Here is a 23,389-nt window from a genome sequence, read left to right on the forward strand (position 1 = left end):
CCGTAGAATTGTCCGGCCCTCCAGCACAGCGACGTCAGAGGGCCGGCACCAGACCTTCCCACGCAACGGTCCAGCCGGGCGGAAAGCCCGGAGCGTGGCGGTCCGGGCCGTGGTCCCAGCCGGCAGCCATCAGCGCGGCCGCGGCAAGGAGCCCCCCGTTGCCTGGAAGGTACAACGGCAAGGAGTCCGTCTGCCGGTTGTGACCGTTCGTCAGGACTGTGTTCTTACCGGCCTCCTGCAGGAGCGCGTCGACGGCGTACTCCGGGTCCCCGAGCCGGGCAGCGGTCATCGCCATCACCGGGTAGTCCCACCCCCATGTGGTGGTCCAGTCCCAGTCGGCCAGGACATCCTCAAGGGTGGCCCGCATGACTGCCTCATCGATCAGGTCTGTCAGCGGCAGGACGCCCAGTGCGCAGAGCATCGAGGGATGGTCCGTCCTGATGGTGAAGGGCTCCACGTCCATTGCCGCATAGACGCCGTCGACTACGCGCGGGCGCACCATCCCGTCAGCAACCTCCTGCCAGCATGCAACGGGCTCGAGGCCCAACCGTTCCCGCCAGGCGGCGGCAGTCCTGAGGCCCCACTGCCAGTAAGCGAGTTCGAACGTCGGGTTTTTGATCTTCGCCCGCATGGACCCATAGCTCTCCTGTGCGGGTATGAGCGGCGGCCCAAGTTCGAAACCCCTCGGGGTGCGATGAGCGAAGCCCGCCATGAACGCGGCGGTTTCGAACACGATGTCAGCGAACTCCTCCAGCACGTCAGGGCCCGGATTGGCCCGGTACAGCAGCTCGGCCAAATGGATGGGATGCGGCTGCTGCCAAATCAGGAACGTCCCGATCGGGCTGGGGCTCTCCCTGCCGTCCGGGCCTACCTGCTTGGGCCAGCGGGCGCCGTCGAAGCCCTGCGCCCGGGCGGTTTCCCGCGACGTTTCCAGCACCGTTGAGTACCAGCGCAGGGAGGGGAGGAGGAGCTCCGTCCGGTTCCAGTGCGCAAAATGGGCGGCGTGCCACCAATGCATCTCCAGGTGGAAGCGGCCGCGCCACGAGCTGCACACCAGGCCTGTTTCCTGCGGCGGCAGCGATCCGGAGCAGTTGACGGCCGTCAGGTACTGGGAGAGGACAATCCGGCGTTCGAGCTCCCTGGCCCGTGGGTCCGGCGTGGCAGCCAGCTCGATGGCACCTCCGGACGACCAGAACCTGGGCCAACGGTCCATGGAGGCGGCTGCAACGTTGCTGCCGGGCTGGTTTGCGCTGGGAACCGACGGCGCTGAAGGGGAAGGCCCGACGGCGGGACCCGCATGGCGGCCAACGCCCGCCTTGCCTGCCACTCTGGAAAGGCCCGCACCGCCCCGGGGGATACAGTCCCCGTCCGCGGCGGATATGAACTCAATGGACAGGTCCAGCGCCTCGGTGCTCGAGTGGACATCCGGCCGTATGCGCAGGTGGTGCGCCCCGGTCTGTTCCACGACCAGGCCTTGGCCGGTGATCACCACGCGGTAGCGCGCGTTGTCCAGTTCGCGGTCCACCGTCCAGCTGCTGGCCCCTGCATGGGACACTGCAGGTTGCGGTCCGTTGAGGATGGTGGTGTGGGCGCCCGGCAGATCCCACCCGGCGCCGTTGTGCCACGCCTCGGAGCCGTACGGGAAGTCGATGCCGATCACCAGGCCGTCACCCAGCGCGGGTGACTCCACCCGAATGCCTAGTTCGTCGCGGTCCGGATGGCAGGCTGTGGTGACCGTGGCCTGGTGGCCGGCGATGGCGAAGGTGCTGGTGACGATGCCCGTCCAAAGATCAAGAATCTGGCTGGCGTGGGAAAGCTCGCTGCTGCTGATGGGCCGGCTGGTTCCGTCCTGCAGCAGCTGGAAACCGATGCGTCCCAGATCCAGGCGGTGCGGGTTTGCCCGCAGCCATGCTTCGGCCGTTGAGGTGCCTGTCTCGCGGTCATTGACGATGTCCCCCACCATGTCCACGTACGGCACCGGACCACGTGGGGAGTCGTAGAGGACCGTGGAACCTGCCAGGCTGTAACGATCGCCGCCAGGCATGGAGTGCCAGCCCCAGGTGGATTGGGTGCCCAGCAGCGTTCCCGGGGGAAGCGAGTCCTCACGGGGCCCCACGGGGTACTCGGCTGGCAGGCTTTGAAGGCCCGTGAGGTCCATGGTGAAGGCAAACTCCCCGTTGCCCACTGAGACAGGGCTTCGCGGATCAAGACTTTGCTGACGAACGTTGTGCCGCCGGACCAGCGCCTTCCTGTCAATCTGCTTGTGCCGCCGGTGGGACGTGGTCGTGGCCTCCGGCCGTACGGTGCTGGCGTGGCTGTGCACGGTGCACGCCCTCCTTACAGGTGTGTGGTGACTGATGCCGCGAAATGTCCGGGCATGGCCAGCGCGCCTCCCCGGAAACGCGGCACCGGGGAGAAAGCGGTTTCTGGCGATTCCATCCTTGGCGGGTTCCACAGCGCTGTCAAGGGGCCGCCATGTGAAATCGTGCACCGAGAACTCCAGGTCGATAACCGGTACGGAAACCATGACGGGATCCTATTGACGGGCTTTACCCGCCGTTGATACGTTTCACGAAACCGCTTTCTCTCGCTCACCCACCCTTCTCACCAAGGAAGAAGCTTGCCCAATGACGCGCCCTGCTACCGGAACAATCCGTAAATCCCTTGCCGTCCTCTCAGCCGCAGCCCTCCTGGCCGTGACGGCCGGCTGTTCCAGCCCGTCGTCCAACAAGGCCGGGGACGGGCCCGTGGAGATCCGCTTTTCCTGGTGGGGCAATGCCGGCCGGGCCGAGCTGACCAACAAGGCCATTGCTGAGTTTGAGGCCGCCAACCCCAACATCAAGGTCAAGCCGGAATATGGCGACATCAGCGGCTACTTCGACAAGCTCGCAACCCAGATGGCCGCCAACGACGCGCCGGATGTCATCACCATGGGGGGCGCCTACCCCGCCGAATACGCAAACCGCGGCGCGTTGCTGGACCTGACCACGGTGCAGGGCTCACTGGACCTGTCAAGGATCGACCAGGGCGCCCTGGAAAACGGACAGGTCAAGGGCAAACAGTACGGCGTTTCCACCGGCGCCAACGCACTGGCCATTGTGGCCAATCCCGCCGTCTTCGCGGCGGCAGGGGTTCCGCTGCCAGATGACAGCAGCTGGAGCTGGGACGACTTCGCCAGGATTGCCGGTGACATCACCGCCAAGAGCCCCCAGGGCACCTACGGAACTGCAACCGTGCTCACCCATGACTCCCTGGACGCCTTCGCCCGCCAGCGCGGCGAATCCCTGTACACCCAGGACGGACAGCTGGGACTGGGCAAGCAAACGGTGCAGGACTACTTCCACTACTCGCTGAAGCTTAGTGAATCCGGTGCCGCTCCGAGTGCTTCGGAGACGGTGGAGAAGCTCAATGTCAGCACTGAGCAGACCCTCATGGGCATGGGCAAGGCCGCAATGATGCTCACGTGGAGCAATTCGCTGACCGCCCTCAGCAAAGCCTCCGGCGCAGACCTGAAACTGCTCAAGCTACCGGGGGAGAAGCCCACCCCGGGGATTTGGCTGCAGTCCTCGCAGTTCTACACCATCTCCGCACGCAGCAAGCACACGGACGCTGCCGCCAAGCTCGTGAACTTCCTGGTCAACAACCCGGCCGCGGCCAGGATCATCCAGAGCGACCGGGGCATCCCTGGCAACTCCGACATGCGCGCCGCCATCCAGGACATGCTCACCCCTCAGGGCAAGGTGGAGGCGGAGTACATCAACCAGATCGGCAAGATGGATTTCGCCCCAACGTACATCGGCCCCACCGGGTCAACCGCCGTCTCGGAGATCACCGCCCGGATCAACACGGACGTCCTTTTCAAGCGGGTCACGCCGGACAAGGCAGCCGAACAGTGGATCAGCGAGAGCAAGGCGGCTATCGGCAAGTAGGGCCGGCCAAACTGGCCGGGGAGGGTCAGGCAGGTGCGGCGTCGAGGTACTGGTCCGCCCAGGCGGCGATGATCCTGGCCGCCCGTGCGGCCTGGCCCTTGCCGGTGAGCAGGTGGTCGCTGCCCTCAAGGGACACGAAGTTCCTCGGATGCCTGGCCGTCTGGAAGATGGTGCTGGCATTCTCGATTCCCACGGTGTTGTCGGTGGGGGAGTGCAGCACCATCAGGGGCTTGTGCAGCTGCTTGATGCAGTCCGTCAGGTCCGCGTTCTCCAGGTCCTCCACGAAGTGCCGGCGGATCTCCACCCGCTTGCCTCCGAGGTCAACTTCGGCGCTGCCCTCGCTCAGGATCCTGTCCAGCGCGGCATCGAAAACGTGGGCCACATGCTTGGGGGAAAAGGGCGCTCCCACGGTGGCAACGGCGTCGAGCTCCGGAATCTCCCGCGCTGCGGCAAGAACCGCGGCGCCGCCGAACGAGTGGCCCACCAGCAGGGAGATCTCCTTGCCCTGACTGCGCATGAACTCCGCGGCCTTCACCGTGTCTGCCACCTTGTGACTGAAGGAGCCCGCGGACCATTCCCCGGCGGAGCCGCCCAGGCCCAGGTTGTCGAAACGAAGCATGCCGATGCCGCTGTCCGCCAGCGCCTTGCACATCCGCGCTGCGGAGGGGCTGTCCTTGCCCAGCGTGAAACCGTGCGAGAAGACACCCCAGCCCTTGACGGGGCCCTCCGGGACGTCAATGATGCCGGACAGCATCTCGCCGGTGGAACCGGCAAAGGACACTTTTTCGGAGCGGGACAAGGAGGACCCCTTTCTGCTGAAACGACGACGGCGCCCCCACCACGTGTGGTGAGCGACGCCGTCGGCCGTTATATCTGTTGGTGAACGAGCCTAGATCTTGCGGGCCAGGATGGCCTGCTTGACTTCCGCAATGGCCTGCGTGACCTGGATGCCGCGGGGGCATGCCTCGGAGCAGTTGAAGGTGGTGCGGCAGCGCCACACGCCTTCCTTGTCGTTGAGGATCTCCAGGCGCATGTCGCCGGCATCATCACGGGAATCGAAGATGAAGCGGTGTGCGTTGACGATCGCGGCGGGGCCGAAGTACTGCCCATCCGTCCAGAACACGGGGCAGGAGGACGTGCACGCGGCGCAGAGGATGCACTTGGTGGTGTCGTCAAAGCGCTCCCGGTCCTCCGCGGACTGGAGGCGTTCCCGGGTGGGCTCGTGGCCCTTGTTGATCAGGAAGGGCATGACTTCGCGGTACGACTGGAAGAAGGGCTCCATGTCCACGATCAGGTCCTTCTCCACCGGCAGACCCTTGATGGGCTCCACGGTGATGGGCTTGGACGTGTCCAGGTCCTTCAGCAGCGTTTTGCAGGCAAGGCGGTTGCGGCCGTTGATGCGCATGGCGTCAGAGCCGCACACACCGTGGGCGCAGGAGCGGCGGAAGGACAGGGTGCCGTCCATCTCCCACTTCACCTTGTGCAGGGCATCCAGGACACGGTCCGTGCCGTACATGGTCAGGTGGAAATCATCCCAGGTGGCTTCCTCGGAAACCTCCGGGTTGTACCTGCGGACCCGCATGTGGACGTCGAACGTGGGGATTTCCCCGCCCCCGCCAACGCCGGCAGGAAGTTCAACCTTTGAGGCTGGCTCAGCGATTTCAGCGGTCATCTTAGTACTTCCTCACCATCGGCTCGTAGCGGGTAAAGACAACCGGCTTGGTGGCGAGGCGGATACCGGCGATTGACTCCGCCGATCCGTCAGCCGGCGCATGGTCATCCTTGTACGCCATGGAGTGCTTCATGAATTTCTCGTCGTCACGCTCGGGGAAGTCCTCGCGGAAGTGTCCGCCGCGGGATTCCTCACGGTGCAGGGCGGCCACGGTCATGACCTTGGCCAGTTCCAGCAGGAAGCCGAGCTCAACGGCCTCGAGCAGGTCCAGGTTGAAGCGCTTGCCCTTGTCCTGGACGTTGATGCGCTTGTACCGCTCCTCGAAGGATGCGATGTCGCGCAGCACCTGGTTCAGGGTGTCCGCCGTACGGAATACCTGCATGTTGGCGTCCATCGTGTCCTGCAGTTCCTTGCGGATCTGCGCCACCTTTTCGTCGCCGGTGCCGTTGCGGGCAATGTCCAGCAGTTCGGTGGTGTAGGCCAGCGGGTTCTCCGGCAGTTCCACGAACTGGGCGGTCTTGGCGTATTCCGCGGCAGCGATGCCGGCACGCTTGCCGAACACGTTGATGTCCAGGAGCGAGTTGGTGCCCAGGCGGTTGGAACCGTGGACGGACACGCAGGCCACCTCGCCGGCGGCGTAGAGCCCGGGGACCACGGTGTCGTTGTCCTGGAGCACTTCGGTTTCGATGTTCGTGGGGATGCCGCCCATCGCGTAGTGCGCGGTGGGGAACACGGGCACCGGCTCGGTGTACGGTTCCACGCCCAGGTAGGTGCGGGCGAACTCGGTGATGTCCGGCAGCTTCGCATCGATGTGCGCCGGCTCCAGGTGGGTCAGGTCCAGGAGGACGTAGTCCTTGTTCGGGCCGCAGCCGCGGCCTTCGCGGACTTCGTTGGCCATGGAGCGGGCCACGATGTCGCGCGGTGCCAGGTCCTTGATGGTGGGGGCGTAGCGCTCCATGAAGCGCTCACCCTCCGAGTTGCGGAGGATGGCACCTTCACCGCGGGCGGCCTCGGACAGCAGGATGCCCAGCCCGGCCAGGCCGGTGGGGTGGAACTGGAAGAACTCCATGTCCTCCAGGGGGATGCCGCGGCGGAAGGCGATGCCCATGCCGTCACCGGTCAGGGTGTGGGCGTTGGACGTGGTCTTGAAGACCTTGCCGGCGCCACCGGAGGCGAACACCACGGACTTGGCCTGGAACACGTGCAGTTCACCGGAGGCGAGATCGTAGGAGACGACGCCGGCCACGCGCTTCTGCTTGTAGGGCGTCCCGTCTTCGCGGACAGCATCCTCTTCGACCGTCAGCAGGTCCAAAACGTAGTACTCGTTGTAGAACTCAACGTTGTGCTTGACGCAGTTTTGGTACAGGGTCTGCAGGATCATGTGGCCGGTGCGGTCCGCGGCGTAGCATGCACGGCGGACCGGAGCCTTGCCGTGGTCGCGGGTGTGGCCACCGAAGCGCCGCTGGTCGATGCGGCCCTCGGGGGTGCGGTTGAAGGGCAGGCCCATCTTTTCCAGGTCCAGCACGGCGTCGATGGCTTCCTTGGCCATGACCTCCGCGGCGTCCTGGTCAACCAGGTAGTCGCCGCCCTTGACGGTGTCGAACGTGTGCCATTCCCAGTTGTCTTCCTCGACATTGGCAAGGGCTGCGCACATGCCACCCTGGGCCGCACCTGTGTGCGAGCGGGTGGGGTAGAGCTTGGTCAGTACTGCTGTGCGCGCGCGCTGACCGGACTCGATCGCGGCGCGCATGCCAGCGCCACCGGCACCGACGATGACGACGTCGTACTTATGGACCTGCATACCAGACGCTCTTTCTCTCAAAATTCGCTATAAAACAACGGGGCGGCTTTGCCTGCTCCGCAAAACAGGGCCCGCGGAAAAGCCCGCGGGCCCGGGGTTGTGCCAGTTCTAGGCAGGGCAGAATCCACCCGGAAGGGCAACGCCGTTCACCACGGGGCACGGGTTGAAGGTGAAGATGACCAGCGTGCCGAGGAGGATGATGACGACGGCGGCCGCGTAGAGGACGGTCTTCAGCCAGCGGCGGGTGGACGTCTTCTCTGCGTAGTCGTTGATGATGGTCCGGACGCCGTTGGTGCCGTGCAGCATTGCCAGCCAGAGCATGGCCAGGTCCCAGAACTGCCAGAACGGGTCTGCCCACTTGCCGGCCACGAAGCCGAAGTCAATGGCGTGGATGCCTTCGCCCACCATGAGGTTCACGAACAGGTGGCCGAAGATGAGGACCACCAGTACTACGCCGGAGAGACGCATGAACAGCCAGGCGATCATCTCGAAGTTGCCCCGTGAGCCGCTGCTGCGGCGGTACTGGGGGGCGATCCGCCCGCTGCGGGGGCTCTCGATCGTTGCAGTCATGGCTTAGTGACCTCCGAGGGCGAGGGACAGGTGGCGGATGGAGAAGGCGACCATGGTCACGACCCAAAGGGCCAGGACTGCCCACAGCATCTGCCGCTGGTACTTTGCGCCCTTCTTCCAGAAGTCGACCGCAATGATCCGCAGGCCGTTGAAGGCGTGGAACACGATCGCGGCAACAAGGCCGGTCTCGCCCAGCGCCATCAGGGGGTTCTTGTAGGCGCCGATCACAGCGGTGTAGGCCTCCGGTGACACACGCACCAAGGAGGTGTCCAGGACGTGGACCAACAAGAAGAAAAAGATCACTACACCGGTAATGCGGTGTCCTACCCAGGACCACATGCCTTCACGGCCGCGGTACAAGGTGCCAGCTGGTTTTGTCGGCACTGATAAACCTCCCTGCAACACAGCGGCGCTGGCATGAGATCCATGCGGGGGGAACGCCTGCTGCGAGAGCACTCGTAGCTCAGGCCTAAATCTAGGCTCCGCTAACAGCTTATTCAATTTCGGAGATTCTTGGTGCCCAGTACTGGAGCGGATTTTCCGGGGAAATGAGACGAACGCCACATCCCTGCAGGCTTTTGGGTACGACGGCGCCGCAAAACACAGGTCTGATGTGTCGCCAAAGGAGCCGGTTGGGGCCGTTCCGCTAAAGTAGCCGTGATGAGTACAGACAAAGTGACAAGCCCGGCTTCACCCCTTGACCGCTTCATCGCGGTGATTCCGGCAGGCGGAGTGGGGACCCGCCTCTGGCCCCTGTCACGTGCAGCAGCTCCCAAGTTCCTTCACGATCTCACGGGATCGGGCAGCACGTTGCTGCGCGCCACCTATGACCGGCTGCACCCTTTGGCGGGCAACCGAATGCTGGTGGTGACCGGCCGGGCGCACCGCGACGCCGTATGCCGCCAGCTGCCCGAGGTGCAGGACGCCGACCTTGTCCTCGAGTCGGAGCCAAAGGACTCCGCTGCCGCCATCGGCCTTGCGGCGGCGATCCTGCACGAGCGCGATCCCGACACCATCATGGGTTCCTTCGCAGCCGACCAGGTGATCAGCCCGGATGATCTGTTCCAGCAGGCCGTCCGCGAAGCCATCCACACCGCTGCCACCGGCAAGATCGTCACCATCGGCATCAAGCCCACGCACCCGTCCACCGGCTTCGGCTACATCCGCTCCGGCAAGGCCCTGCACATTGAAGGCGCGCCCAGCGCCCACGACGTGGTGGAGTTCGTCGAAAAGCCGGACGAAGTGGTGGCCCAGCAGTACGTGGACAGTGGCGACTACGTGTGGAACGCCGGCATGTTCGTGGCACCGGTGGCGTTGATGCTCAAGCACCTTGAGGCGAACCAGCCCGAACTGTTCCAGGGGCTGCAGGAAATCGCCCGGGCGTGGGACACCCCCCAGCGCGACGAGGTCACGGCACGCATCTGGCCCACCCTGCCGAAGATCGCCATCGACTACGCAGTGGCCGAGCCCGCCGCCGAAGCCGGGGACGTCGCCGTCGTTCCCGGAACTTTCCGCTGGGACGATGTTGGCGACTTCGCCTCCGTTGGCCGCCTCAACAGTGCCAAGGAAGTGGACGACGTCACCGTCCTCGGCGAAGGTGCCCGCGTGTTCACCGAGAACTCAAGCGGCGTTGTGGTTACCGACACCAAGCGCGTGATCGCCCTGATCGGCATCCAGGACGTGGTCATCGTGGATACCCCGGACGCTTTGCTGGTGACCACCATGGCCAATTCCCAGCGCGTCAAGGCTGCCGTCGACGCACTTAAGGCAAGCGGCGACACGGACGTCCTCTGACCCGGAACCTGCCGGCGCCACCGGTGCCGGCAGTCTCCGGAATGTAATGAGGCGTCAGTGAATGGGCACTAAAGCCGGCACCCTCGCTAGAGTGAAACAGTGCGCAACTACACTACTGAAGCCGAGCCCACCGCCCTGGTGGCTCCCTGGCTCGAACCGCTTTTGCCGGAACTGATCGAATTCCGGCGGGACCTGCATGCGCACCCGGAGCTGTCCTTCAAGGAGTTCCGCACCACGGACAAGCTTGCCGAGCGGCTCGAAGCCGCCGGCCTAAGTCCCCGCCGCCTGGAAGGCACCGGGCTGACCGTGGACGTGGGCGAAGGTCCCATCGCCACGGCGCTGCGCGGCGACATTGACGCCCTGCCCATCATCGAGGAGACGGGCCTGCCGTTCGCGTCGAAGAATCACGGCGTCACGCACGCCTGTGGCCATGACGTGCACACCACCACCATGCTGGGCATCGCCCTGGTATTGAACCGGATGCACCAGGAGGCACCCCTCGGGGCCACCGTCCGGATCATCTTCCAGCCTGCCGAGGAAACGATGCCCGGCGGCGCGCACGCCTGCATCGAACAGGGCGTCCTGGAGGGCGTCCCCCGGATCCTGGCCCTGCATTGCGACCCCCGGATTGAGGTGGGCAAGGTGGGAACGCGGATTGGTGCCATTACCTCGGCTTCGGACACCATCCGGATCGAACTCTCCGGCCGTGGCGGCCACACGTCGCGCCCGCACCTCACCGAGGATCTGGTGTTCGCGCTGGCCCAGATCGCCGTGAACGTACCGGCCGTGCTGTCCCGCCGGGTGGACGTCCGCAGCGGCGTCTCCGTGGTGTGGGGCCAGATCACCGCAGGCTCGGCACCCAATGCGATTCCCGGCAGCGGCTACATGGCCGGGACCATGCGCTGCCTGGACCGCGACGCCTGGCACGCTGCCGGCGAACTCCTTGACGAAGTGGTCCACCAGGTGGCCGCACCGTACGGCGTGGACGTCCACCTGGAGCACACCAGGGGAGTGCCGCCGGTGGTGAACTCGGAACACGAGACAGCCATCATCGAAGCTGCCGCCCGGGCCGAAATCGGCGAGAGCGCCGTGGTGCTGACGCCGCAGTCCATGGGCGGCGAGGATTTTGCCTGGTTCCTGGCGGAACTGCCGGGAGCCATGATGCGCCTGGGCACCAAGACGCCGGGCGGTGAGGACTACGACCTCCACCGCGGCGATTACATCCTGGACGAGCGCGCCCTTGGCCTGGGCATCCGGGTCCTCACCGCAGCGGCGCTGCGGACCATCCGGGACCTCGAGCAGGCACCGCTTCCGTAACCTCTTTGGCCTGGGGGCGCGCCTGGCAGAGCCCGGCCGGAAAGGTGCCCTGCCGCCGTCGTTCGCATGCCGACGGCGGCGCAACAGGGGCTGCCCCACCTGCAGTAAGTTGTGCACAACTTAATTGTGGGCTATCGTTTCTGTATGACCGAAGCACCCCGCCTGGACCGGCAAGTTTGTTTTGCCCTGTACTCAGCTTCCCGTGCCGCCACCGCCGTCTACCGGCCCGTGCTGGACCAACTGGGGCTCACCTACCCGCAGTACCTGGTGATGCTGGTCCTGTGGGAAAGCGAACCCCGGGGCGTGAAGGAACTCGGCGGGGAACTTGGCCTCGACTCCGGCACCCTCTCGCCGCTCCTTAAGCGCCTGGAAGCCCTGGGGCTGGTGGAACGGCGGCGGTCCGGCGAGGACGAACGCCGCGTCGCCATCTACCTGACGGATGCCGGGCGGAACCTCAGCGGCGCGGCCAGCGCCATTCCGCAGCGGCTGGCCGATGCCGCAGGACTTTCGCTGGACGAACTCGAACAGCTGCGGACCACTCTGGGCAAGCTCACGGCTGCCCTGCATGAATCGCTGTGAACCCGAATACTGCACCTCCCATCTACAGGACGGATTTTTTTCGTGAAGACTCTCTACACCGCCGAGGCGCTGGCCTCGGGCGAAGGGCGCGACGGCGCTGCACGCAGCAACGACGGCAGGCTCGCAGTGGATCTCGCCAGCCCGGTCGAACTCGGCGGCAGCGGCCACGGCACCAACCCCGAACAGCTTTTCGCCGCCGGGTATGCCGCCTGCTTCCATTCCGCACTGCGCCTGGTCGGCCGCAAGGCAGGCGCTGACCTGACGGACTCGGCAGTGGCAGCGAAAATCCACCTGGGGCAGCTGGACGGCGGAGCCGGCTTCGGGCTGGCCGCCGAACTGGAAATCGCCCTGCCCGCCCTGGACCTCGCCACGGCGGAAGACCTTGTGGCCAAGGCGCACCAGGTCTGCCCCTATTCCAACGCCACCCGCGGCAACATCAACGTCGACCTCAAGATCCTGGAGTACGCAGCATGAGCACAGCCCTTGCAACCACCACCCGCGAAATCCGGTTGGCTTCGCGTCCCGAGGGACGCCCGTCCAATGAGAACTTCGAACTTGCCGATTCTCCGCTGCCCGCACTCAAAGACGGCCAGATCCTGGTGCGGAACCTCTTCATCTCCGTAGACCCGTACATGCGGGGCAGGATGAATGACGTCAAGTCCTACTCGGCGCCCTTCGCCGTGGGCAAGGCGCTCGACGGCGGGGCGGTGGGCGAGGTGATGGCGTCCCGGTCGTCCGCACACCAGGAGGGCGACGTCGTCGTGCATCCGCTTGGCTGGCGCGAGTATGCGGTGGTCGACGGCGCTTCTGCCACCCCCGCCCGCACTGACCTGGCCCCGGCGTCCGCTTTCCTGGGTGCCCTGGGCATGACCGGGCTGACGGCCTACACCGGTCTGTTGAAGGTTGCCGAATTCAAGCCGGGCGACGCCGTGTTCGTTTCGGGCGCGGCGGGTGCCGTGGGCTCGCTGGTGGGACAGATCGCCAAAGCCATGGGCGCCTCCCGGGTCATCGGCTCGGCCGGCTCGCCCGCCAAGGTGGCCCGGCTCCTGGAGCTCGGTTTCGACGCCGCGTTCGACTATCATGACGGTCCCGTTGTCGGGCAACTGGAAAAGGCGGCCGGCCCGGCCGGCATTGACGTCTACTTCGACAATGTGGGCGGCGAGCACCTCGAGGCAGCCCTGTCGGTCCTCAACGTGGGCGGCCGGGTGGCAATGTGCGGCGCCATCGCGCAGTACAACTCAACCGAACCCACTCCTGCACCCCACAACCTGATGCAGGCTATCGGGAAGCAGCTCACCCTCCGGGGCTTCCTGGTGGGCGGGCAGCGCCAGCACGCGGCGGAGTTTGCGGAGAAGATGGCCGGCTGGCTGGCGGACGGGACCGTGCGCTACGACGAGACCATCGTTGACGGACTGGAGAACGCGCCGCAGGCCTTCATGGACCTCCTGGACGGTGCAAACACCGGGAAAATGCTCGTCCGGCTGTAGCCGCCACCATCACGCACAAGCAGTAGGGACACCGCATCCGCGGTGTCCCTACTGCTTGGTAACAACTTGTAAACAATCTCCCGGATGGGCTCCTGGCGTGCTATGGGGACGTGGCGCAGACCACTAAAGTAAGTGCCATCAGTGCGCTCCGGCGCAGTGCTGCGTGCCTTCAGTGAAAACAGAATTTCAGCGCCGAAACGGACACTCATTGAATTCCAGCCCGTAGCGCCACTCGCATCATCCCTGGAGGAAAATTGAAGAAATCACTGCGTGCCAGCTTCAAGCGCGGTTCAATGGCCGGAGTGGCCACCCTCGGTGCGTCCGCGCTTGTGCTCACCGCCTGCGGTGCAGCCCCCGAAGCCGGAAGCACCTCATCCGCAGGTGCCAGCGACTACACGGGCTGCATCGTGTCGGACTCCGGTGGATTCGACGACCAGTCCTTCAACCAGTCCTCCTACGAGGGCCTGAAGAAGACCGAGAAGGACCTTGGCATCAAGGTCAACCAGATCGAGTCGAAGACCAATAACGACTTCGAACCCAACCTGCGGGCCATGGTCACGGCCGGCTGCAACCTGACCATCACGGTGGGCTTCCTGCTCGGCGACGCCACCAAGGCCCAGGCCACCGCCAACCCGGACAAGCACTTCGCCATCATCGACTTTGGCTACGACAAGCCCATCAGCAACGTCAAGCCGATCATCTACGACACCGCGCAGGCGGCCTTCCTCGCCGGCTACCTGGCTGCAGGAACCACCAAGACCGGCACCGTGGCCACCTTCGGCGGCATCAAGATCCCCACCGTGACCATCTTCATGGACGGCTACGCCGACGGCGTGAAGTACTACAACCAGCAGAAGGGCAAGAACGTCAAGCTGCTCGGCTGGAACAAGGATGCCCAGGACGGCAGCTTCACCGGCGACTTCGAAAAGCAGGACGTGGGCAAGCAGCTGACCAAGAACTTCCTGGACCAGGGTGCGGACATCGTCATGCCCGTGGCCGGTCCCGTGGGCAAGGGCGCCGGAGCCGCGCTTAACGAGGCCAAGGCTGCCGGCAAGGACGTCAAGCTGATCTGGGTTGACTCGGACGGCTACCTCACCGCCCCGGACTACAAGGGCATCATGCTCTCCTCTGTCATGAAGCAGATGGGCGAGGCCGTGGAGACCGTTGTCACCGAGGACAAGGACGGCAAGTTCAACAACACCCCGTACGTTGGCACCCTTGCCAACGACGGCGTGCAGCTGGCACCCTTCCACGACCTCGACTCCCAGGTCCCCGCCGACGTGAAGTCCGACCTCGAGAAGATCAAGAAGGACATCGTCGACGGCAAGCTGAAGGTCGAGTCCGCAGCCAGCCCCAAGGCCTGATCCACCACAGGAAGCGCCACCGCCGGTCCGTCACCCACTGGCCGGCCGGTGGCGCTTTTTGCTGGCCGAACGTTTACAGCGCCCGGCCGGCTCCTCCCGGGACTGCAGCCACTAGGCTGGTGCTGCAGCCATATATCCCGTCCGGTCGATCACCGGACGCTTCGAGATTGGTCAGAGTTTTGAAACTTGAACTCAGAGGGATCACCAAACGTTTTGGCACGCTCCTGGCCAACGACCACATAGACGTGGTGGTTGAGCCGGGACAGATCCACTGCCTCCTTGGTGAAAACGGGGCGGGGAAATCCACCCTGATGAATGTGCTCTACGGGCTGTATGAGCCTTCCGAAGGCGAAATCCTCATCGATGACAAGCCCGTCACGTTCCGGGGCCCGGGCGATGCAATGGCGGCAGGGATCGGCATGGTGCACCAGCACTTCATGCTGGTGCCGGTCTTCACCGTGGCAGAGAATGTTGCGCTGGGCGCCGAACCCACCAAGGCGGCCGGGTTCCTCAACCTGGACCAGACCCGGCAGCGCATCAAGGAAATCTCGGACCAATACGGCTTCGATGTGGACCCGGACGCCCTGGTGGAGGACCTGCCGGTGGGCGTGCAGCAACGGGTGGAGATCATCAAGGCACTGGTCCGCAACGCCAAGGTGCTGATCCTGGATGAGCCCACCGCCGTGCTGACTCCGCAGGAGACCGACGAGCTCCTGGATATCATGCGCCAGCTGAAGTCGCGCGGAACCTCCATCGTCTTCATTTCGCACAAGCTCCGCGAGGTCAAGGAAGTCTCGGACACCATCACCGTGATCCGGCGGGGCAAGGTAGTGGGCACGGCCGATCCCGCCGCCTCCACCACCGAACTTGCCTCGATGATGGTGGGCCGTGCCGTAAGCCTGACCCTGGACAAGGCTCCGGCCCAGCCCAAGGACACCACCTTCGAAGTCCGCGACCTCACCGTCATCGCGCCCAACGGCCAGCACGTCGTGGACCATCTCAGCTTCCACATCAAGCGCGGCGAGATCCTGGCCGTTGCCGGCGTCCAGGGCAACGGGCAAACCGAACTCACCGAAGCGATCCTGGGCCTGCAGGAGCGGGTCACCGGTTCCATTGTCCTGGACGGCAAGGAGCTCGTGGGCCGGTCCGTCAAGGAAGTCCTGCAGGCCGGCGTCGGGTTCGTTCCCGAAGACCGCAAGGTGGACGGGCTGGTGGGCACCTTCTCCGTGGCGGAGAACCTGATCCTTGATCTTTATGACAAGCCGCCCTTCGCCAAGGGGATCAGCATGAGCCCTGCGAAAATCATGGAGAATGCCAAGGCGCGCATCGGCGAATTCGATGTCCGCACACCCTCCGCCGCAGCCGCCGCCGGGACCCTGTCCGGCGGCAACCAGCAAAAACTTGTGATGGCCCGCGAACTTTCCCGTCCACTGCGCCTGTTCATCGCCTCCCAGCCCACCCGCGGCGTGGACGTGGGTTCCATCGAGTTCCTGCACCGGCGGATTGTCGCGGAGCGTGACCAAGGGACCCCGGTGATGATCATTTCCACCGAACTGGACGAAGTCATGGAACTGGCGGACCGCATTGCGGTGCTCTACAAAGGCAAGCTGGTGGGCACTGTCCCCGCCGGAACCAGCCGGGACGTCCTTGGCCTCATGATGGCTGGCATCCCGCCGGAAGAACACGCACACACCCCGCAGGCCGGCACCCCGGCCGCCACCTCCAACGCCGAGGGAGCCGACCATGCCTGACCAGCCTTCCCCCAAACACGCAGACGAAAGCCGGCACGTCGACAACGAACAGCCCGGCGCCGGGTCTGCCGCCGGCCAGGATGCTGCGGAGGAATCGGCCGCAGTAGTGGCCGTCGACACCGCCGGCGGGGCGATGCAGCCCTCGGCTGTTCCAGCCACGGCCCAAAGCGGACTGCTTCCCGGCGGCTCCGACACCGTCCTGCGCAGGATCTTCACCGGAAGCGGCATGGTGTCCGTGCTGGCAGTGCTGCTGGCGCTGATCATTGGCGGCATGCTCATCGCGAGCACCGACAAGCAGGTGGCCACCACCGCCGGCTACTTCTTCGCCCGGCCCACCGACATGCTGACGGCCGTATGGAATGCTGCCACGCGCTCCTACATAGCGCTGTTCCAAGGCTCGGTGTTCAACCCCCGCGGCAATGGGCTGGCCGCACAGTTCGCACCCTTCATGGAGACCCTCACCATCGCCACGCCGCTCATCACGGCCGGCCTGGGCGTGGCGCTGGCGTTCCGGGCCGGGCTCTTCAACATCGGCGCCCAGGGGCAGATCATCGTGGCCGGCATCCTGGCGGCCTGGGTGGGCTTCGCCCTGCACCTGCCGTTCGGCCTGCACCTGCTGCTGGTGCTGGTGGCCGGCATCATTGGCGGCGCCCTCTGGGGCGGCCTCGCCGGCCTGCTGAAGGCCCGCACCGGAGCCCACGAAGTCATCCTGACCATTATGTTCAACTACATCGCGCTGTACTTCCTGCGCTACCTGCTGAATACCCCGGCGTTCCAGCGGCCGGGGGAGTCGAACCCCATTTCGCCCATCCTGGATCCCAGCGCTGTCTACCCCCAGATCCTGGGCAGCCAGTACCGGCTGCACCTGGGCTTCATTCTGGCCATCGCGGCCACAGTCCTGGTGTGGTGGCTCCTCAACCGGTCCACGGTGGGCTTCGAGTTCCGTGCCGTGGGCGCCAACCCCAAGGCAGCCCAGACCGCCGGCATCAACGTCTCCCGCTCCACCATCCTGGTCATGGCCATCGCCGGCGGGCTCGCAGGCATGTCAGGCGTGGCCCAGGTCGCGGGCACGGAGAAGGTGCTCACGGACGGAGTCGCCGCCACGTACGGCTTTGACGCCATCACGGTCGCCTTGCTGGGACGTTCGACGCCGTGGGGCACCTTCGCTGCCGGCCTGCTGTTCGGCGCCTTCCGCGCCGGGGCGGTCCAGATGCAGATCCAGACCGGCACCCCCATCGACATCGTCCTGGTGGTCCAGTCCCTGATTGTCCTTTTCATTGCCGCGCCGCCGCTGGTGCGGGCCGTCTTTGGACTGAACCCGCGGCGCAGGAAGCCCGCGCGCGCAGCCAAGTCCGGGCAGGCAGCCACTACCGGAGGTGCCGCATGAGCACAACAGTTTCATCGTCCAGGCCGGGCAAACCCCAGCCCGGAGGGCCCAAGGCGGACGCCCCTTCCGCAGCGCCGGCCGGCAAACCCGTCAGCTGGAAGACTCCCGTCCTGCTCGCTGTCTTCGCCCTGGTCTCCCTGGTGTTCTTCGGATTCCTGGCGCCCAGCCAGACGGCCAGCTTTGGCATCTCCACCGGCGGCGACTTCTTCCAGCTGCCTGCATTGGAGATCAATGCGTTTGCCGGCGGCATCGTACTGTCGGTAGTGCTCATGGCGCTGGCAGGATACGCCGTCTACCTGAAGACCAAGAACCAGCCGGCTCCGGGCTGGTTGGCGGTCACCTTCATCGTGATCTTCGTGGCGGCCTTCCTTATTTGGGTGGTGGGCGGGGCCCGCACCCCCGCCATCTCGCTGGCGGGGCTCATCGCCGGGTCCGTCACGCTTGCGGTTCCGCTCGTGTTCGGTTCATTGTCCGGTGTCCTGTGCGAGCGGGTGGGCGTGGTCAACATCGCCATTGAAGGACAGCTCCTGGGCGGCGCATTCACCGCAGCCATCGTTGCCAGCATGACAAAGAACGCCTTCATCGGGCTGCTGGCCGCGGCCATTGCCGGGGCGGTCGTGTCCATGGTCCTGGCGCTGTTCAGCATCAAGTACCTGGTGAACCAGATCATCGTTGGCGTCGTCCTGAACGTCCTGGTCTCCGGGGTGACGGGCTTCCTCTTCAGCACCGTGATGCAGGCCAACAAAGCCCAGTTCAACTCACCGCCGGGGCTGGACGTCATCGACATCCCCATCCTCTCCAGCATCCCCATCATCGGCCCCATCCTGTTCCGGCAGTCGCTGGTGGGCTACCTCATGTATGTGGCCGTCGCGGTGGTTTGGGTAGGCCTGTTCAAGACCAGGTGGGGCCTGCGCGTCCGGGCAGTGGGGGAGCACCCCCAAGCCGCAGACACCCTTGGCATCAACGTCAACGCCACGCGGTTCTGGAACGTGACCCTGGGCGGTGCCGTCGCCGGAATTGGCGGCTCCTTCTTCACCCTGGTAGCGATCGACAGCTTCACCAAGGAGATTTCCGGCGGCCGCGGCTTCATCGCGCTGGCCGCCCTCATCTTTGGCCGCTGGAACCCGGTGGGCGCCTTCTTCGCGGCACTCCTGTTCGGTTTCGCCGACAACCTGCAGAGCATCGTGACCATCATCGGCACCCCGGTGCCCAGCCAGTTCATGGCCATGCTGCCCTACCTGGTGACCGTCCTCGCCGTCGCCGGCCTGGTAGGCAAATCCAGGGGCCCGGCCGCCAGCGGCATCCCCTACGTCAAGGGATGACAGCCATGGCCGGCACGCAGCCGGTGGACTGGGCCGCCCTGGAGGCGGCCGCAGTCGCCGCCATGAAGAACGCCTACGCCCCGTACTCGAAGTTCCCGGTGGGAGCCGCGGCCCTGACCGGGGATGGCCGGATTGTCAGCGGCTGCAACGTGGAGAACGCCAGCTACGGGCTGACGCTCTGCGCGGAATGCGCCCTGGTGGGAAACCTGCACATGACCGGCGGCGGCCTGCTCCGAGCGTTCTACTGCGTTGACGGGGCGGGGAACATCCTCATGCCCTGCGGCCGGTGCCGGCAGCTGTTGTACGAATTCCGCGCCCCGGATATGCAGCTCATGACTGCCCAGGGCATCAAAACCATGGACCAGGTGCTGCCCGACGCCTTTGGTCCCGAACACCTGGAGGAGACCCGGTGACCGAGAGCAGGACTGAGGCGTTCGACGCCGTTGACATCATCCGCACCAAGCGGGACAAGGGAACGCTGAGCCCCGAACAGATCGACTGGACCATCGATGCCTACACCCGCGGAGCGATCGCGGATGAACAGATGGCAGCCCTCAACATGGCCATTCTGCTCAACGGCATGGACCGTGCCGAAATTGCCCGGTGGACCGCCGCAATGATTGCCTCCGGCGAACGGATGGATTTCTCCAGCCTCCGGCGCCCCGATGGCGGCCTGAAGTACACCACGGACAAGCATTCAACGGGCGGTGTGGGGGACAAGATCACCCTGCCGCTGGCCCCGCTCGTCGCAGTGTTCGGCGTGGCCGTTCCGCAGCTGTCAGGCCGTGGTCTGGGGCACACCGGCGGAACCCTGGACAAGCTGGAATCCATTCCCGGGTGGCGGGCCAACCTCTCCAATGACGAGATCCTGGCCCAGCTCCAGGACGTGGGGGCTGTGATCTGCGCCGCCGGAGCGGGCCTGGCGCCGGCGGACAAGAAGCTCTACGCCCTGCGCGACGTGACCGGCACCGTGGAGGCCATCCCGCTGATCGCGTCGTCCATCATGAGCAAGAAGATCGCCGAGGGCACCGGCTCGCTGGTCCTGGACGTTAAGGTGGGCAGCGGCGCGTTCATGAAAGACGAGGCCAAAGCCCGCGAACTCGCCGGGACCATGGTGGCGCTGGGCAAGGATGCGGGGGTCAACACGGTGGCGCTGCTGACCAACATGAACACCCCGCTGGGGCTCACCGCCGGCAACGCCATCGAGGTGGAGGAATCAGTGGAGGTGCTGGCGGGCGGCGGTCCCGATGACGTTGTGGAACTGACCGTCCGGCTCGCCGAGGAAATGCTCGCCTGCGCAGGAGTGCATGACGCCGACCCCGCTGCTGCCCTCAAGGACGGCCGGGCCATGGACGTCTGGAACCGGATGATCGCCGCCCAGGGAGGCGACCCCCGGGCCGCGCTGCCGGTGGCCAGGGAATCCGACGTCGTTTACGCTCCGGCGGACGGTGTGCTGGTGGAACTGGATGCACTCGCCGTAGGGGTGGCCGCCTGGCGGTTGGGCGCCGGACGTGCCCGCAAGGAGGATGCGGTCCAGGCGGGGGCGGGAGTGCGCATGCACGCAAAGCCCGGCGCCACAGTGCGCGCCGGGGAACCCCTGATGACCCTGCTCACGGACACCCCTGAGCGGTTCGCGCGGGCCAGGGAAGCCCTTGAACATGCCGTGGTCATCGCTCCGGAAGGTTCGCGGCCTGCCCAGCAGCTCATCATCGACCGCATAGCATAGGCACCAATGCAGGCCATCAATGACTTCATCCTCGCCGCAGCCGGGCAGCCCTGGGTGCTGGTACTGGTGCTGGCCTGCTGCATCATTGACGGCTTCTTCCCGCCTGTCCCCAGCGAATCCGTGGTGGTGGGCCTTGCAGCCGTCGCCGCCACCGCCGATGTGCCCAACCCGCTGCTCCTGGCCCTGGTGGCGGCCGCCGGTGCCTTCTCCGGTGACAACATCGCCTACCTCCTGGGCCGGCGGGTGGGCACCGGGCGCTGGGCCTGGATGCGCGGCCCGCGGATGCAAAGCGCGTTCCGCTGGGCGGGCCGCGAACTGCGGAAGCGTCCCGCCTCGCTGATCCTGGTGGCCCGCTTTGTCCCTATCGGGCGGGTGGCGGTCAACCTGACCGCCGGCGTCACCCACTACCCGCATCTTCGGTTCGTGGGCCTGACCATCCTGTCGGCCAGCCTCTGGGCCGGCTACTCGGTGGCGATCGGGCTTTTCTTCGGCCAGTGGTTCGAGGACAACCACCTCCTGGGCGCGGCAATCGCCATCGTGTGCGCCGTGGCCCTGGGCATTGTGGTGGACCTGGTAATCAACAAATTCCGGGGCAAACCCAACGTCGTGGAGCGGATCCGGGAACCCGGTGCCTGACCGGCGCGTTTAACCTGTAATTCCGGGCTTCGGGGCGTAGCGCATTGCGGCTCCCGCATGGGACACTTAGGAACGATTTCCGCTTTGGCTGCGGCACTTTGGCTGTGTCATTTTTTATACAGGAGCAACACCGCGTGGAGTTTATTAATGAGGCCGTGCTCCATGCAGCGGGCCAATGGTGGATTTACCCCGTCCTGTTGGTGTTCTTCTTCGTGGACGGCTTCGCCATGGTGGTCCCCAGTGAGACGCTGATCGTTGCGCTGGCGGCTTTTTCCCGTCACAGCGGCGAGCCCAATCTTTGGATCCTGGGCTTGACGGCCCTGGTCGGCGCCATCTGCGGCGACAACATGGCCTATATGCTCGGCCGGAAGATTGGCCTGGACCGGTGGGGGTGGATGCGCCGGCCCAAAGTCCGGAAGGTCTTCGCCTGGGCGCGGTATGAGCTTGAAAAGCGGGGTGCCGTACTGATCTTCACCGCCCGCTACATCCCCTGGGGCCGGGTGGCGGTCAACTACGTCGCCGGCAGCACCGGCTTCTCGCACCGCAGGTTCTTCGTCTTCGACGCCTTCGCCTGCGTCACCTGGGTGGGCTACTCCCTTGGCATCGGCGTGCTGGCCAGCTCGTTCCCCTGGCTGCACCACAACCCACTGCTGAGCGCGGGTATCGCCGTCGTGTTCGCGATTGTCCTGGGCATCGTCATTGACCACCTGCTGCGCTGGTGGCACAAACGGCTGGGCCGGAACGACGCACCTGACGCGGACGGGTGGAGCGATGAAACCTCCGGCTCCGGCCACGAGGGACGACCCGGCACCCAGGCCCTTGTAATGCCGTCGGCAGAGGCCGGTCCCGCGGCCAAGTAGCGCCGGGCTTTGAACGGCTGGCTTTGAACTCTGGCCCACCCTAAGGTGGGAACGTGACTGAGCCTATTGTTGACGCTGCCCCTGCCATCGATTTTGACCTGAAGAGCCTGCCCAAGGTTTCCCTTCACGACCACCTGGACGGAGGACTCCGTCCGGCCACCATCATCGAACTGGCGGAGGCCGTAGGCCACACGCTCCCCTCGACCGACCCGGTGGCCCTGGGGCAGTGGTTCCGGGAGTCAGCGGATTCCGGATCCCTGGTCCGCTACCTGGAGACGTTCGACCACACCGTTGCCGTGATGCAGACCTACGACGGTCTGTTCCGCGTCGCGAAGGAGTTCGTTGAGGACCTCGCCGACGACGGCGTGGTGTACGGCGAAGTGCGTTGGGCCCCCGAGCAGCACCTCCAGAAGGGCCTGAGCCTTGATGAAGCCGTGGAAGCGGTTCAGGATGGCCTGGAGGCCGGCGTCGAAGCCGTGTCCGAAAGTGGCCGCGAAATCCAGGTGGGCCAGCTGATCACCGCCATGCGGCACGCCGACCGTGGCCAGGAGATCGCCGAACTGGCCGTCCGCCACCGCAACAAGGGCGCAGTGGGTTTTGACATCGCCGGGGCCGAGGACGGTTTCCTGCCCAGCCGCTTCAGGGACGCCTTCACCTACCTGGCCCAGCACAATTTCCCTGCCACGGTTCACGCCGGCGAGGCGGCCGGGCTGGAGAGCATCCAGTCCGCGCTGGTGGACGGCCGCGCCCTCCGCCTGGGCCACGGCGTCCGGATCGCCGAGGACATCATGGTGGAATTCGACGACGACGGGGAAGCCGGGGACACCGTTGGCCTGGTCACCCTCGGGGACCTCTCCAGCTGGATCCGCGACCGCGGCATCGCCCTGGAAATCTGCCCGTCCTCAAACCTCCAGACCGGCGCGATTGCAGAATTCGGTGAGGGCATCGAGAGCCACCCGCTGGACATGCTCTACCAGCTGGGCTTCAACGTCACCATCAACACGGACAACCGCCTGATGAGCGGCGTCACCCTGACCGACGAGTTCAACCTGCTGGTGGAAACCTTCGACTATGACCTCGACGACCTGCTGGAGCTGACCCTCAATGCCGCCGAAGCGTCCTTCCTGCCCCTGGAGGAAAAGGAAGCGCTGGTGGAATACATCAACGACGCCTACGCCAACCTTGGCTGACCAG

General features: G+C 65.5%; 21 protein-coding genes. 15 read left to right on the forward strand and 6 right to left on the reverse strand.

The window, feature by feature from the left end:
- Positions 1–34: 34 nt before the first annotated feature.
- Positions 35–2,323, reverse strand: a complete 2,289-nt coding sequence (locus ACEN9K_RS07210; protein WP_495635476.1) for a hypothetical protein — start codon at positions 2,321–2,323, stop codon at positions 35–37.
- Between the two features lie 304 nt (positions 2,324–2,627).
- Here ACEN9K_RS07210 and ACEN9K_RS07215 point away from each other — a divergent pair, with 304 nt between their 5' ends.
- On the forward strand, positions 2,628–3,929 hold the full coding sequence (locus ACEN9K_RS07215; RefSeq protein WP_134164565.1) for an ABC transporter substrate-binding protein: 1,302 nt from the start codon (positions 2,628–2,630) through the stop codon (positions 3,927–3,929).
- A gap of 25 nt (positions 3,930–3,954) precedes the next feature.
- Here ACEN9K_RS07215 and ACEN9K_RS07220 read toward each other — a convergent pair whose 3' ends face one another.
- The 5 genes from ACEN9K_RS07220 to sdhC all read right to left on the reverse strand — a co-directional run bounded on the left by ACEN9K_RS07220 (position 3,955) and on the right by sdhC (position 8,356).
- Entirely contained in the window at positions 3,955–4,728 is a 774-nt protein-coding gene (locus ACEN9K_RS07220; protein ID WP_018770219.1) for an alpha/beta hydrolase family protein, read from the reverse strand.
- 90 nt (positions 4,729–4,818) lie between these two features.
- Positions 4,819–5,601, reverse strand: a complete 783-nt coding sequence (locus ACEN9K_RS07225; RefSeq protein ID WP_134164564.1) for a succinate dehydrogenase iron-sulfur subunit — start codon at positions 5,599–5,601, stop codon at positions 4,819–4,821.
- A gap of 1 nt (position 5,602) precedes the next feature.
- Positions 5,603–7,402 carry a succinate dehydrogenase flavoprotein subunit gene (gene sdhA, locus ACEN9K_RS07230; RefSeq protein ID WP_018770217.1) on the reverse strand — a complete coding sequence of 600 codons (1,800 nt, stop codon included), beginning with the start codon at positions 7,400–7,402 and terminating at the stop codon, positions 5,603–5,605.
- A gap of 108 nt (positions 7,403–7,510) precedes the next feature.
- Positions 7,511–7,972 carry a succinate dehydrogenase hydrophobic membrane anchor subunit gene (locus ACEN9K_RS07235; RefSeq protein ID WP_018770216.1) on the reverse strand — a complete coding sequence of 154 codons (462 nt, stop codon included), beginning with the start codon at positions 7,970–7,972 and terminating at the stop codon, positions 7,511–7,513.
- Positions 7,973–7,975: 3 nt separating this feature from the next.
- Positions 7,976–8,356, reverse strand: a complete 381-nt coding sequence (gene sdhC / locus ACEN9K_RS07240) for a succinate dehydrogenase, cytochrome b556 subunit (protein ID WP_081620212.1) — start codon at positions 8,354–8,356, stop codon at positions 7,976–7,978.
- A gap of 276 nt (positions 8,357–8,632) precedes the next feature.
- Between sdhC and ACEN9K_RS07245 the strand changes: the two genes are divergently transcribed.
- The 14 genes from ACEN9K_RS07245 to ACEN9K_RS07310 all read left to right on the forward strand — a co-directional run bounded on the left by ACEN9K_RS07245 (position 8,633) and on the right by ACEN9K_RS07310 (position 23,385).
- A complete protein-coding gene (locus ACEN9K_RS07245) occupies positions 8,633–9,766 on the forward strand; it encodes a mannose-1-phosphate guanylyltransferase (RefSeq protein ID WP_134164563.1) in 1,134 nt (377 codons plus the stop codon).
- A gap of 99 nt (positions 9,767–9,865) precedes the next feature.
- Positions 9,866–11,083, forward strand: coding sequence for an amidohydrolase (locus ACEN9K_RS07250; RefSeq protein ID WP_018770213.1), 1,218 nt, complete (start codon positions 9,866–9,868; stop codon positions 11,081–11,083).
- Between the two features lie 144 nt (positions 11,084–11,227).
- Complete coding sequence (locus ACEN9K_RS07255) at positions 11,228–11,662, forward strand: MarR family winged helix-turn-helix transcriptional regulator (RefSeq protein WP_268002801.1); 435 nt, start codon at positions 11,228–11,230, stop codon at positions 11,660–11,662.
- Positions 11,663–11,704: 42 nt separating this feature from the next.
- Entirely contained in the window at positions 11,705–12,136 is a 432-nt protein-coding gene (locus ACEN9K_RS07260) for an organic hydroperoxide resistance protein (RefSeq protein ID WP_134164562.1), read from the forward strand.
- Positions 12,133–13,149 (forward strand): NADP-dependent oxidoreductase, encoded by a 1,017-nt coding sequence (locus ACEN9K_RS07265; RefSeq protein ID WP_495635477.1) that lies wholly within the window; start codon positions 12,133–12,135, stop codon positions 13,147–13,149. The genes ACEN9K_RS07260 and ACEN9K_RS07265 overlap by 4 nt, the downstream gene beginning before the upstream one ends.
- A 254-nt stretch (positions 13,150–13,403) precedes the next feature.
- Positions 13,404–14,513 (forward strand): BMP family lipoprotein, encoded by a 1,110-nt coding sequence (locus tag ACEN9K_RS07270; protein WP_018770209.1) that lies wholly within the window; start codon positions 13,404–13,406, stop codon positions 14,511–14,513.
- Positions 14,514–14,692: 179 nt separating this feature from the next.
- Complete coding sequence (locus tag ACEN9K_RS07275; RefSeq protein WP_018770208.1) at positions 14,693–16,264, forward strand: ABC transporter ATP-binding protein; 1,572 nt, start codon at positions 14,693–14,695, stop codon at positions 16,262–16,264.
- Positions 16,257–17,651: an ABC transporter permease gene (locus tag ACEN9K_RS07280; protein WP_018770207.1), complete on the forward strand. Its 1,395-nt coding sequence runs from the start codon at positions 16,257–16,259 to the stop codon at positions 17,649–17,651. The genes ACEN9K_RS07275 and ACEN9K_RS07280 overlap by 8 nt, the downstream gene beginning before the upstream one ends.
- Complete coding sequence (locus ACEN9K_RS07285) at positions 17,648–18,973, forward strand: ABC transporter permease (RefSeq protein ID WP_018770206.1); 1,326 nt, start codon at positions 17,648–17,650, stop codon at positions 18,971–18,973. The genes ACEN9K_RS07280 and ACEN9K_RS07285 overlap by 4 nt, the downstream gene beginning before the upstream one ends.
- 5 nt (positions 18,974–18,978) lie before the next feature.
- The gene (locus ACEN9K_RS07290) at positions 18,979–19,386 is read left to right on the forward strand and encodes a cytidine deaminase (protein ID WP_018770205.1); all 408 of its coding nucleotides are present in this window, start codon (positions 18,979–18,981) and stop codon (positions 19,384–19,386) included.
- Positions 19,383–20,699, forward strand: a complete 1,317-nt coding sequence (locus tag ACEN9K_RS07295; RefSeq protein ID WP_018770204.1) for a thymidine phosphorylase — start codon at positions 19,383–19,385, stop codon at positions 20,697–20,699. Before ACEN9K_RS07290 ends, ACEN9K_RS07295 begins: the two co-directional genes overlap by 4 nt.
- Before the next feature lie 6 nt (positions 20,700–20,705).
- On the forward strand, positions 20,706–21,335 hold the full coding sequence (locus ACEN9K_RS07300) for a DedA family protein (protein ID WP_018770203.1): 630 nt from the start codon (positions 20,706–20,708) through the stop codon (positions 21,333–21,335).
- A gap of 134 nt (positions 21,336–21,469) precedes the next feature.
- Entirely contained in the window at positions 21,470–22,195 is a 726-nt protein-coding gene (locus ACEN9K_RS07305; RefSeq protein ID WP_018770202.1) for a DedA family protein, read from the forward strand.
- A 53-nt stretch (positions 22,196–22,248) separates the two neighbouring features.
- Positions 22,249–23,385, forward strand: coding sequence for an adenosine deaminase (locus tag ACEN9K_RS07310; RefSeq protein ID WP_018770201.1), 1,137 nt, complete (start codon positions 22,249–22,251; stop codon positions 23,383–23,385).
- Positions 23,386–23,389 lie beyond the last annotated feature (4 nt).

This window comes from Pseudarthrobacter sp. Pseusp20, assembly GCF_059492155.1.